Here is a 13,867-nt window from a genome sequence, read left to right as displayed (position 1 = left end):
AGTTTTTTCTTTGATTTAATTACAAAAAAAAATTAGTAATTTTAAAAATATCCAGTTCCATAGAAACAAGATTAAATGAGACCCCAAGAGAAAAGATACTCTTGGGGTCTCATTTTTATCACACATAAAGCTAGGCATACAAGAGACATATTTTTTTGTTCGCTACTAATTTTTTAGAATTATTTAGTTTCTTATTTAAGGCGTTTTTAAGAAATATACAATTGAGCATTTTTTTACTTCATTGCATAAAATATATATGCCATTACCAACACTTAAAAAATTTTTTCTAGAATTTTTACAATGATCTTGATGTAAAAATTCTTTGTGTTTATTGGCAATATACTAGCAACTAAATCTTAACTACAGAATGGATCAATGGATTAAACTGATAGACACAAAAAAAATTAAAGCAGCTGGTTGGGCTCTCTATATTTTTGTTAAAATTAGGATAATATCAGGAGTATGCAAACTTCTAGGACATGTTTGTTTTTGTAGCGATCTCCATCCAGAGAATTTATTCGCTATTGTTGATAAACGTATAGCATTTATTGACTTTGGCATGATGTATCAATTAGAAAAAGAGACTAAGGAAACCATTGTAAATTCTGTAGTTCAATTGATACATCGGGATTACAATGATTGAGTTAAGTACTTTATCAACCTAGAGTTCGTAAATCTCAATACGAATATTACGCCAATTATTCCTGCTTTGGAAAAGGTTCTAGACAATGTAATTGGTCAAAATGTGGAGAACTTTAACTTCGAAACTATTACTGACAATTTTTTGGTGTTACATGTATTAATATCTTCTTCGAGCTCCGGCTAAATTTACCTTGATTATTCGGTCTTTAATCATCAAAAAAGGGTTGGCTTTAAGTTTTGATCCTAATTTCAAAATTATTGAAATGGTTTATCCTCATATTCCCCGAAGATTATTGACGGTAAAATCTCCCCAACTGCGTCGGCAGTTAGATGAATAACTTGATTTGCTGCCAATGGCACAATTACAATTTAAATTTATTGAATCGGAGGAAAGACGCTATATGTGCTGTTAGTTATTGTTATTTTTAATCGGAGATAAATAGCTACATACATAAAAAGTACAACACATTTTTTAATTAGTAAGTTATAAGTTTAAAACTTACTTAATACTGCTATTAATACCTTTCGAAAATTTTCTAATACAAGTGTGGCTGCTATTATTCCTATCAATGTAAAAATAAGTTGAATTGATGATTATTAATTACTGAATCTTCTTTTTGTATTACTTACCTAAATTGTATTATTTTTTGATCTTTGTTGGTTTGTCTATTTGATTAGCTTATGGTGTTGCTTTTGAAGCAAAGCTTAAATCTCATGTAAAAGAATGATTAAAAACTGCAGATTATATCCTTAATAATTTAGGGTCAAAACTACTAGTTTCGAAAATTTACGTGTCAATTTGTATATTTATTGTATCTAGATTAGAAATATTTCTTTTTAATCTGTGTATATGCTATGGTAGCTTGCTGTTAACTGTTTTTATCGCTGCTTTAATTTAAATTTAAAAAAGTTTGACAACAATTAAAGACTATCAGTTCTAGAGCAATCGATTTGGACGCACTCCAATTTTCCAAGTAGAGTGGGCAATGCCCACTCTACTTGGAAAATTGCTTTAATTTAGAATTAACCTGGTGGCCAAGTCATCTGGCGTTTTCCTAAAATATGTAAGTGTAGATGATTGACTGTTTGACCACCATCATTACCATTATTAATGACAACTCGATAACCATTATCTAATCCCATTTTTCTAGCTATTTTTTGAACTATTAATAATAAATGGCCTAATAAAGTTTTGTCCTCTTCAGTTCCTTCATCTAGGTTAGCAATTGGCTTTTTAGGAATAACTAGAATATGCACAGGTGCTTGAGGATTAATATCTTTAAATGCTAAGGACATATTGTCTTCATAGACAATATCCGCAGGAATTTCTTTGCAAATAATTTTGGTAAAAATTGTTTTGTTCATTACAAAGTCAGCTAAATTAGCTTATTATTCTACCATTTTATTCGCTTAAAATATTTTAATCTATAAAATTTGTTATTCAACATTCTCAATTCTTAATTCCCATATCCACCTCTTCCAGTGGTTTTAATAATAAACATATTTTCTTAGTTCATTTAAGTCATGGCTATGTTAGCTAATTTTTTAAGTATTATATTTTTTCTAATTACATATTTTTTATCCACTATTCTTGCTTTTTATACTAGTAAACTAAAGAATAAAATAATACTATTACTCTATAAAAAAGTAGCTATTATTGATACTAAAAATTTTAAAATACGACAAATAATTTTTATTATAAAACTTCTGGATTGGTTAAATAAAAGTTAGTTACATGAGTATAAACAGCATCGATTATATCAAACTTATAACTCACTCCAGATCCTCTAAAAATTGTTTCATAATACTGATATTTATCGTTAGCAACGATAAATCATTGTTCTTTAAGAAGCTACTAGGACTTTCAATGTAGCAGATAAAGCATCAACAATTAATTGAGAAGTCTCCACATTTTCAGTAACAACTTCAGCCAGTAATTGGGATTTAATAGACAACCTTCCTTCAGAAAAGATTAGATTAAATAGTTTTAGGCATCCACTCTTGAGCGAAATATTATCCTTTACCAAAGTTATAAAGATATATAAAGTAGCTACTCAAGTAACTACTTTATAGGTATTAAAATAATTATTTTTCTGGAGAAAATTTTAATAAAATCAATAGGTTTTTAAGGACTGGTTTCGTTTACAGTGACTCTTGTTTTAATTTTTAATCTTTAATATAAGGTATAGATAAATTTTTTATTTTTTAAAATTTTTATAGCTTTCTTGATATATTTTTAGCATTATATAGAATAAACTCTATATAATTATGTACGGTATTGATTTCATATAATTCAATCGTACAGTATAGGTTTTTTCACCGTTTTATTGACTATTATTTAGAATTTTAAGCCCATAATGTCTTGTTATAAATTTTGTGCAAAATATAGATTTTTATATCAAATATTTATAATATTTTCTTCTTAAGAAATTACTAATTATACCAAAAGATAATTATCAAATAAAATACTTTTTTCTAAGATATCTAAGATAGATTTAGAATGGGGAAACATTGAGCCTAGAGTAATTCCCCTAATATTTGCTTAATGACCACAGGACGCGACATAAAAGATAAGCTTATCTGTTCTCAAGTTTAAGTACAAAATTTTTTACTAAACTTTCATTGTTTTTTTAAAAAATACTGACCGTTAGCCATAGATAGTATAAATTTTAAAAAATAGTTTTTTATAGTCATTTTTATAAAAAAGAGATAGATACAAAACCTTCAACTATTATTTATAAATTAAAAATTTGTATTGCATAACTATATGTTTAAATATCTTAGCCTCATTTTTAAACTAAACCTAGACAATCAATATCCTTGTAGAATAAGATGATTAGACTCCGGGAATATCGCTTTCCAGTTATATTTAACAAGAATAGAACTAATTCTATTAACTATAATTACAAGTCTTTTAATATTATCTTAAGGTTATAAGTATTCTCGTTTATAAATGAGAGAATCGTACTAACTATCATAGGTAAAAATTGAAACTATTTTTACCTATGATAGTTAGGATACTCATTAAGGGGACGAATATGATTAATTAAAAGCTCTTCTGTAATTTTTGTTGGCTAAATCGACAGAAATAAATTCTATAATTAAGGGTTATTTCGATTGAATAAAACCGTAGCGCTACTGATACTTTTCTTAAAATAATTAAACTATCGTTTCTGGCGAATCTAAAAGATAAATTAATAAAGTTGAGTCTATCACTTTATATTTTAAGGTTACTTTTTTACTGACTCCATGTTTACTTATAAAGTATAAAAATTAAGTTTATAATTATCTTTAATTTATAACTCATTACTCAATATACTTAACTGAGAAACTAACTCTTAAGTTAATAACTGTTCAACATATTTTTCTCGAATTATACAAATATCTGCCAAACCCATTCCATAAGTACTTAAAGCTCCTACATCAGGATGAAGAAAAATTATTTTGATACCTAAAGTATCTAAAATTCAACATTAAACTCATCTTTTTACACTCACTACCAAAACTAATAAAAGTATATTTGTTCATATTAAAGCCTTTTTGTAAAGAGACTTTTTAAATTGCGTCAGCCATATTGTAAATAGCAATTAAAATAAAGCCATTGGCGACTTCTTTGGGTTTAATTGAATTACCTATAACGCAACAAAATTCTTATGTCAGTCAAGTAAATTTTTGACTAACGCTTTCTTGATATCAAGGTAAATTTTATTAATTTTTAAAAACAATAGGAAAATAACTAGAGCTAATTTTTTTTACCATAACATTAGCATCTTTTACTGTCAATAGTCTACCATGACGATAGCAAGTATGTTCAGAATTTACCTCAGCAGATTTTGGTCCCACATGAAAGCTAAATCTATCAAAAAATAGTATGTAATTACCACCAATATCCACTATGTGAATCCTTAACATAGGAACTCGAATTCTGTTCCTGGCAATTTCATTATCAATCTGTTTTTTATATTCCCCATTGAAGTAAGCAACATCAGTAGAAGTTCCCCCTATATTGAAAGTAATTATCTTTTTAAAGGCTGCCCTTAAACTAGTTTTAACTGTCCCAACAATTTATCCTACAAGACCTGATAAGATACTTCTTGTCCATGAAATTTATCAACATTAACTTGACATGAAGTAACTTATTCCAAACTCGGTCTATATGTCGACGTAAAATAGGTGATAAATAAGCATCAACAACCTTAGTTTCCCCGTTCGCTACCAGTTTCATTAAAAGACTAACTTGATAGGAAACTGAAACTTGAGTAAAGCCAATTTTTTGATAAATTTTACCAACTTAATTTTCATTATGAGAAAACCTAAACCTGTGCGTACAAAAATAGAACATATTTAAATTTTTGGGTCATAAATTTATTTTAAATCTTGATATATCTGTTTATAGTTAATTGATTTTAATTCATGACTCTTAAAATTATATCTTTTATCAACTTCAATAACATATTTATGTAACATTGAAATCAAGATTATATGAAATATAAAAATATTGAATATATCTTAATAGTTAATAGCCAATTTTTAGAGTATATTTAAATTTTGTGGTGATCAGTAAACCTGTGTGAGTACCTTTTCTTTTAAGTCAAGTATTGGCCGCTACAGTGGTCATCATTCTGATTACTTATAGTTATTTTGTATTCAGCAATTTATGAGTGTTAATTTCCATAATATCTCGGATATCTTGAATAACTGCATTTTGAATATTTACTAAAATTTTTTGATATAATCTTATATGAAATAAACCACTTTTTATCAAAAATTTGACAAATATAAACCTGTATATCTTTTGTTGAGATATTAACTATAATTTTTTGATTATCAGTTGTCATAATTATATCGATAAAAGTCTTAGCTCAGTCAACAAATACTTTTTATATTAATCAATTCGCTTAAATAAAAAAAACTGATTCATATCCTAATAAATAGAAGATCATCAATAAATGATTGAAAGCAACGGTTGTTTAAACCGTTGCTCAATAATTAAGACGTAAATTTAATTGTTTCAATCATCACAAAGGGGTCAAATAAAATATAATTAGGCAATTAATAATGACTTGGTTACTTCTAAGTCTTCAATGTTGAGTAAGATTTGCCCTTACTCCAAATCAGTTCGTTCAAGTTGCCAGAGAATTTGATTCCCCTCTCTTCTTACTCGTGATACGACCCAATTACGCCAAGACCAATGATCGCCTCGACTGGTCACAGCACTAGCATTAACATCCATTAAATCAGCTAATTCTGAGCTAGTAATTAAGTACCCTCTGTTAGATATTTCATCAGCAATACGGAGAGTTTCTATGAGATTTTTAATTTCGATAACTCGTTCTTCACGGGTCAATTGTATTTCGTCAAGGGTAGTGACAGATGATTCAATCATAATAATATATGCTGCAAATTTACGTAGTTTTGAGCTGAAGTAAATGGTTATTTAAGTACCTAACATTTGTATCAACCTTACTATTTCTCATCATAGCTAGTTTTTTCTCTAGGATCAGGTTTGAAGATTATGTATCAAAAATCGCTGACCTTTTTGATACATAATCTTTCCTGATTCATAAACTATCTTCAGTGGAAAGGGCATAAAGCCAAAGGATTGGGGATAAACAACAGCTAAATTCTACTGTAAAATCGTTGCAGACTGTAAATAAGAAAATTCAAAGAGTTATCTCGATCAAGAGTGAATCATTGGAATTTTACCTATCTGATAAGACTTCCAATCTGATCTGGGTAGAGCCATTCAGGCTTTAGAGCTTAAACTAGATTCAGTGTTGACTGAAGGGTAAGTTTTCGTTAATCGTGTCAATTTTTTCCTGTTCCATCTTATTTACTTCTCCAATATAGAGTCTAAGAATTTGACTCATTTTTTGATCGTAAAAGCGGTGTAAACTGTAGTTAGGAGTAGCCACAAAGCCTCTGCGTTGCTTATGTAATCCTCCTGCCCCAGGATCGAATATGGAGATTCCCTCTTGAATTGCCCATTGAATAGGTTGATAGTAACAAGCTTCAAAATGAAGACAGTCATATTCTTCTAAACAACCCCAATAACGCCCATATAAATTCTTTTTTTTTCGTAGACAAAAAGACATTCCCACAGGACATTCATTATTATCTTCAGTATAAGCAGCCACCAAAACTATTCGATGACGATAATAGGGATAAAGTCGTTCAAAAAACTTGCTGGTTAAATACTGACTTCCCCAATCAAATTTCTCACAAGTACTACTATAAAATTTATAAATTAAAGGAAATAAATCATGAGGAATGTCTTCTCCTATAAAAGTTTTCATCTGTAAACCGGCTTTAGTAACTGCTTTTCGCTCTCGCTTAATATTACGGCGTTGATTAGCGTTAAAAATAGCTAGATAATCATCAAAACTCTTAAACCCTTTATTAGACCAAATATAACTATGATGGAGCCAAGAGCTAAAACCATTATTTTCCATTAATTGCCGCCAGTCAGGATCAACAAATAAGAAATGACACCCTGACAGTCGATTGTGATCACAAAAATGGTCAATCGCAGTTATCATTAATTGGGTAATTTCTGCTTCATCTTCTTTTGGCGCAATTAAAAAACGATATCCTACTGCTGGAGTAAAAGGAGTCATCCCTAACAATTTAGGATAATAAGGAACACCTAAGCGATGGGATAAATTTGTCCATTGATAATCAAAGACAAATTCTCCGTAACTATGACTTTTAATATAAAGAGGCGCTGCTCCAATAAGTTGTTTATCTCGCCATATTGTAAGATGATTCGGTTGCCATCCAGTGCTTGGAATAGCACTTCGGGATATTTCGATATTATTGAGCCACTCCCATTCTAAAAATGGTGTTTTTAAGGTTTGAGCAAGTTCATCCCAGGCAGATTTAGGAATTTCGGCAATTTTTTGAATCCAAGCGATGAAGTATTGGGGTTTTATTTGTTCAACCATTAGCGATCGCGTGAATAGGAGGAGAGTTATCTTTCTATAGAATAATCAATATTTTCTAGTGGTGTAGCCGATAATGAAGAAAAATTTCTTGTTCAATTTGCTTAACTGTCAATAATTGTAAGAGTTTAGCCTGATGAGAGAGAAAACCCACTCCTTCAACTGGAGTAGGAGATGTCACCCCACCAAGCAGGAGAGGACAAATAGTTAGCCATAAGTTATCAATCAAATTAGCTTCTAAAAGAGAAGCAATTAAGTTCCCTCCTCCTAAAATAGCTAATTTACTTAGTTTTAATCGATATAAACGTTCAAATATATTGTGCCAATTTATCTTTCTCCCTTGATCTACATTAGAAATAACTAACCTTTCAAATCCCTGATGACATTTTTTGTTCCAAGTATTAGCCCCTTCTATTGTTGTTATTAGCCAACGAGGAATCAATTGAGAAAAAAAGCCCATATTAGGATCTATTTTTCCCGATCCAGAAACTACAATTTGTACGGGTTGCAGCGGTTTATCTTTTTGTCTTCGAGTTTCTAACAAGAGAGAGTTTGTAATTGACAAAGTTGTTCCATAAACCCTTAAAGTTTCTGCCCCGAAAAGAACTCCATCCATTAAAGAGATTTGCTCCTCTAAATGGGCTTTGTCCGCCCGAGAACCAAATTGTGAAGGGTTGCGTTGGAAATCCGCAATTTTGCCATCGGCTGTCATGGCTAAAATAACTGTTGTCTGGGGTCGTTTTTGTAACATTTTTTGCAAAATCGCATGGAACACAATAAAGAGTTAAATAATTTAAATTAGCCCAGCCAAGATGAATAACTATTGTTGAACTGCTCTAAAGAAAGTAAATTAATGTTTGGATTGCTTTTAGCTAAATCATGATTTTTAGATGTATTAAATCCCCAGTTAGCTAAAAATAGCTTAACCTCTTTTAAATCTGATTGTTGTTGAACTTTGTACAAGGTTTTCAATAAGTCTTCAACAAACCATAGTTGATTATCAAGTAGGTAATTTTCTTGAATTAAGTGTCTCAAAATTTTATATTTAGGTTGTTTTACTTCTTTACCTAAAATATTTTTTTTCGGTAATTCTACTCCCTGTTTTCTTAATAATTGTTGAACAAACCGTCCTTCTTTAGTAGTAACAATATATAAGAGAGTAGAAGATCTAATAATTTCACCAATTTTTTTGATCATTCCAGGATAAAATTGATGTAGTTTTAACCAGCCTTCTAAATCAGAATGAATCCAATGATCTCTGACCTCATCGAGTTGAGTCATAAGAGTTTGTTTGTTTAAGTTATCTGATACGATAATTTTTTGACAAAGGTTAGTCCAATTATCTTGCATCTGATTCTGATTAAAACCCAGGACCAAAGCTCTTAATAAAATAGGCATTTCCCACCCCGTTTCAATCACAGGACGTAATCGATAAAAACTATCGGCAAAAGTATTAAGAAATTCTGAAGAATGTTCATTCCAAATTTGAGTATATGTAAATTTAGTCGTTTGAAAATATTCTAATAAACCATTACAAATAACGCCATCAAAATCCAGAGCTAAAATTTTGGGCTCAGTAGAGATAACCATTAGTATTTCTTGACTTTTACAGGAAAAATTTTCCTCCTATCATTACACACTTTAGCCTATAAAATATAGAAAAATTCTATAGTATAATCTTCTTAGAAGATGACTTAAATATTAAAAATTAGCTAAATTAATAATAGCTTTACGGGTCTCACAATTGCTAGCTATAAAAATTTTGATAAATTTCTAGTACTGTTGAATATAGCTCCTGAAGTAGGAGAAGATACTAATAATATTAGTTATACAAAATATAATATTAACATTAAAGCGCGTTACACTCAACATATTAACTAACTTTATAACTACGAGACCAAATGGTTAACTTTTTTTTATAAATTAAATTATAAATATAATAGGACTTATTATTCCCGATTATCAAACTTTATTGAGATACCAATATTTCTATTTATCAAAAAAATATATTTAACTGTCAAATTAAATAGTATTTTAAACTAATTAATTATTATTATATCTAGGATAGATATAATAATAATTATATTTTAGTATTAATTATTATTATATGAGATATTATGAGTATGAGCATACATTTATAAAAAATTCAGATTACCTTAAAATACTTTTAGGTTTTTAAGAAGTTTAGAAAATATTGAATTAGTAATTGCAAATAATAATATAAGTTAATAATATATAAAAATAACGTCTAAAAAATTTGTTCTAAAATTGCAAATCAAGAACTATCAAATAATTAAATAATTAGCAATTAATGTTGTTGACATAAGTGAAAAAGAGAATTCATTATGTAGCTTTAGTAGATAAAGAGAGAAGCAGCATAATAGTCATAAAAGTAAACACATTTAAAAAACAGTAAAATGAATATAAATTTAGAGTAAAAATATTGTTTTTTTTAATATATAATATATATTGTATTTTTTGATATCTATATTATCAATGTATAGTGCTATACTATTTAGTAGTATCAGACAATTTTATGTATTCATATAAGTCAATATTTGATTATTAGATTTCAAAAAATAATAAATAATAAAACAGAGAAATTGAAAGTGCTAATAAAAAAACAATAAACTTTAAGAAAAGAAAGAAAGGACTAATTAAACCAGATGTATAAATTGACAGTCATAGACAGTATACTATCATCAGTACTATTATAAATAGATCAATTCTTTAAAAAAATTAACCAACTTTTAAGAAAAAATTAGACTGGGTATCATAACTCTTATAATTAGCTGATGGATGTCAAAAACTTATTTTCATAGATAAAAAGCTGTATAATAGTTAAGCTAAACGTTAATCTAAAAAAGATATTGTCTATTTTTACTAATAAGTAATACAGTAAATAGGAGAATACTTTCAAAATAAATTAAAGTTTATTCAAAATAGGATTGGTAAATTTTTAATTCTAAAATTTATTGACTTGACATTTGATTAATTAATTTTATACCATCAGGTTGGTACAACTTCACGGCTTTAAAAATCCCACAATTGTTCTTTTCCTTAAATATATGCTAGGTATAATCTGACACAAAAATATTAAAATAATTGTTAAAAACCCTATCTAGGGATTTTATAACTGTTGCAAGTTTAGAGAACACTTGTTTGAGTTAAGTTTTTACAATAGACTACAAATTGTTAATTTTATTTAAATCTGAAAAATTAGGTGAGGGACACCATCGTTTATATCTAGTTATTTTATAAAATTTTTCTAATAGCTTCTCTCTTATTAAGAGTTTAAAATAGAATTCTTTAAATATTTTTTAACGCTTTAAAAATTAAAGATTATTCCATTTTTAAAGTCGCCAATAAAACCAACTCTTTTTTTAAAAAAAATTCTGATAGCGCTTACTTCACTATTTGTCTGCTTATTTCTTAAACCAAAAATAGTCTTAATATATTTGTGTAATGCTATGTATTTATTCAATATTAAATATACTTAACCTTCTCCTCTCTGGTATTTAAACATAAAACTTACACTTCCTTTATCATTATGTAATAAGTTTTTAAACAGCTAGTTAAATTTGATAATTATTGCTCTACTCCCTCTCTGTATAAAGTAAAAAAGCTATGATTTTAAACTGAATTATTATCAAAAATGAACCCAATTAAAAAGTTAAGCACAATCAAAGCAATTATGAATATAAAAAGCGATAACTAATGCTAACAAGGTATCATTAGATAGGATAACTTTTACAGTAGTATGCGCTATCGATATTTACAAAGTTGGGTTAAGTAACATTGCTAAAATTTTTTTAAAATCAGCTTGTTTACCTTTCACCTTCACGTGGCATCATAATCCTTTAGTCTAAAATTTACCATCGTCAATAAATATGTTCTTTTTATTAGAAGTCGGAACAGAAGAATTACCCGCAGATTTTGTTGATAGTGCAATCGTTCAATGGGAACAACTCATACCCTTTAGCCTAGAAGAAGAACTTCTCACTCCGAAGTCTATCACTTTTTATGGGACACCTCGTCGCTTAGCCGTCCTAATTGCAGGACTCCCCGATCAACAAAACGATCGCACTAAAACTATCAAGGGTCCATCAGCACAAGTAGCATTTAAAGACGGAAAACCCACTAAATCAGCAGAAGGATTTTCTCGTAAACAGAAAATAAAAATTGCTGATCTAGAAATTCGCCCTACGGAAAAAGGTGACTTTGTGTTTATTGAGAAAAAGATTAAAGGACAACCTACATCGGAGATTTTACAAAAACTAATCCCCACCTGGATTACCAAATTAGAAGGAAGAAGATTTATGCGGTGGGGAAATGGAGATTTACGCTTTCCCCGTCCCATTCGCTGGTTAGTGATCCTGTGTGATGATCAAGTCCTCCCTTTGCAATTAGCTAATGCAGAAAACACCTTAATTAGTAATCGTATTTCCTATGGCCATCGTATTCTTCATCCCGCTCCTGTTACTATCCCCCACGCATCTCAATATAGGGAAACCTTACAAACTGTATGTGTTGAAGTGGATCGAGCTTACCGTCGTAAAACCATTGAAAAAGAGGTGAACACGATGGCTAAAAAACTAAAAGGAACCTCAGATATTACCTCTGATTTGTTAACGGAAGTGACCAACCTAGTAGAATATCCTACGGCGATTATTGGAAAATTTGATGACGAATTTCTTGAACTTCCCAGCGAGGTCATTACTACCGTGATGATGACTCATCAACGTTATTTTGCGGTCAAAAATTCCCAAGGATCACTATTATCTAACTTTATTACTATTTCCAATGGTGATCGCACAAAATCCGAGATTATTGCCACAGGAAATGCACGGGTAATTCGTGCCCGTCTAGCAGATGCTCAATTTTTCTACCATGCAGACTGTAGTCAACCCTTTGATAGTTTCCTTCCCAAACTAGAAACCGTGATCTTTCAAGAAGAATTAGGGACTATGAAGGACAAAGTTAATCGCATTATTACTTTATGCCAACAAATTACCCAACAATTAGAGTTAACACAACAAAAATATAAGGAAATTGAAATGACAGCAATGCTATGTAAAGCAGATCTTGTCACCCAGATGGTCTATGAATTTCCTGAATTACAAGGAATAATGGGACAAAAGTACGCCCTGATTAGCGGAGAGTCGGAAGCAGTAGCCCAAGGAATTTTTGAGCATTACTTGCCCCGTGGGGCAGATGATATCATGCCACAGTCCTTAACGGGTCAGGTGGTAGGACTTGCTGATCGTCTGGATACTTTGGTGGGTATTTTGGGGTTAGGTCTGATACCTACTGGATCATCTGATCCTTTTGCTTTAAAACGGGCAGCCAATGGAGTCATTAATATTATTTGGAAAGCGCAATTAGGCATTAATTTAACAAAATTATTGGACCAAGGAAGTCAAAATTTTGTGGCGATTCATAGCCACAAAAAATCTCCTCTAGCAAAATTAGAAGACTTCTTTGTTCAACGTCTTCAAACTCTTTTACAAGATGAATTAAAGATTGATTATGATTTGATAAATGCAGTACTAGGACAAGATGACTCTGAATTTCGGAAACGCGCTTTACAGAATTTACTAGATGTTCGTGATCGCGCTAAATTCTTACAGAAAATCCGAAATAATGGTCAGTTAGATGATATATATGAAACGGTTAATCGTTCGACTCGTCTTGCTTCCCAAGGAAACTTAGGATTTCTTGAACTTGATCCTAGAAAAGTAGTTATATATAAACTTTTTCAAGAGGATTCGGAAAAATTATTCTATCAAAAATTAGTAGATTTACTCCCAAAAACTTTTTCTGCAAAATCTCAACAAAACTATCAATTATTGGTAGAAGCTTTAGTTGAAATTACTCCGACAGTAAATGAATTTTTTGATGGGAACAATAGTGTTTTAGTGATGGATAAAGATACTAAAATCAGACAAAATCGCTTAAATTTATTAGGAATACTTCGAAACCACGGACGAATTTTAGCCGATTTTGGAGCTATTATCAAGAGATAAGTTTAGTAGTTTAAACCCAATATTTAATTTGCTCTTAGAATATTTTTGACGAAGTAATAACTTACTTTTTTAAAAAGGTTAATTTCTGTACTACCAATTAAAATAAAATCATAAAATAGATAAAATTTTTATATAGAATCAAGAACTTATTGTTCATTGATTACATAATATTTTAAATATTGATCCTTTAAAAAATACGATAACTGTCAATAGTCAAAATAAAATATTAATATCTTATTTTGTTTATATATAAATATA

The 13,867-nt window shown here is 29.6% G+C and carries 9 protein-coding genes; 3 read left to right on the top strand and 6 right to left on the bottom strand.

Annotated elements, in window-relative coordinates; all coding sequences use genetic code 11:
- The first annotated feature begins 367 nt into the window (after positions 1-367).
- Both ETSB_RS08850 and ETSB_RS09910 read left to right on the top strand, forming a co-directional pair.
- On the top strand, positions 368-643 hold the full coding sequence (locus ETSB_RS08850) for an AarF/UbiB family protein (RefSeq protein ID WP_052470624.1): 276 nt from the start codon (positions 368-370) through the stop codon (positions 641-643).
- Between the two features lie 190 nt (positions 644-833).
- The gene (locus tag ETSB_RS09910; RefSeq protein WP_171816400.1) at positions 834-980 is read left to right on the top strand and encodes a hypothetical protein; all 147 of its coding nucleotides are present in this window, start codon (positions 834-836) and stop codon (positions 978-980) included.
- Between the two features lie 685 nt (positions 981-1,665).
- Here the strand turns inward: ETSB_RS09910 and ETSB_RS04075 are convergent.
- From ETSB_RS04075 to ETSB_RS04045, 6 genes are all read right to left on the bottom strand, one after another.
- Entirely contained in the window at positions 1,666-2,007 is a 342-nt protein-coding gene (locus ETSB_RS04075) for a histidine triad nucleotide-binding protein (protein ID WP_044106459.1), read from the bottom strand.
- Positions 2,008-4,350: 2,343 nt separating this feature from the next.
- Entirely contained in the window at positions 4,351-4,647 is a 297-nt protein-coding gene (locus tag ETSB_RS10280) for a hydantoinase/oxoprolinase family protein (RefSeq protein ID WP_232509910.1), read from the bottom strand.
- A gap of 1,099 nt (positions 4,648-5,746) precedes the next feature.
- A complete protein-coding gene (locus ETSB_RS04060) occupies positions 5,747-6,028 on the bottom strand; it encodes a hypothetical protein (RefSeq protein ID WP_044106455.1) in 282 nt (93 codons plus the stop codon).
- Between the two features lie 385 nt (positions 6,029-6,413).
- Entirely contained in the window at positions 6,414-7,586 is a 1,173-nt protein-coding gene (locus tag ETSB_RS04055; protein ID WP_044106453.1) for a GNAT family N-acetyltransferase, read from the bottom strand.
- Positions 7,587-7,641: 55 nt separating this feature from the next.
- On the bottom strand, positions 7,642-8,334 hold the full coding sequence (locus ETSB_RS04050) for a RibD family protein (protein ID WP_044106451.1): 693 nt from the start codon (positions 8,332-8,334) through the stop codon (positions 7,642-7,644).
- Between the two features lie 47 nt (positions 8,335-8,381).
- Positions 8,382-9,173 (bottom strand): HAD family hydrolase, encoded by a 792-nt coding sequence (locus ETSB_RS04045; RefSeq protein WP_044106449.1) that lies wholly within the window; start codon positions 9,171-9,173, stop codon positions 8,382-8,384.
- A gap of 2,300 nt (positions 9,174-11,473) precedes the next feature.
- Here ETSB_RS04045 and glyS point away from each other — a divergent pair.
- Positions 11,474-13,609, top strand: coding sequence for a glycine--tRNA ligase subunit beta (gene glyS / locus ETSB_RS04040; RefSeq protein WP_044106447.1), 2,136 nt, complete (start codon positions 11,474-11,476; stop codon positions 13,607-13,609).
- The last annotated feature ends 258 nt before the right edge of the window (positions 13,610-13,867 follow it).

The sequence above is a fragment of the cyanobacterium endosymbiont of Epithemia turgida isolate EtSB Lake Yunoko genome (genome assembly GCF_000829235.1).
Lineage (GTDB): Bacteria > Cyanobacteriota > Cyanobacteriia > Cyanobacteriales > Microcystaceae > Rippkaea.
Note: the sequence above shows the minus strand (reverse complement) of the source record. Positions and strands in the feature narration are given on the sequence as shown.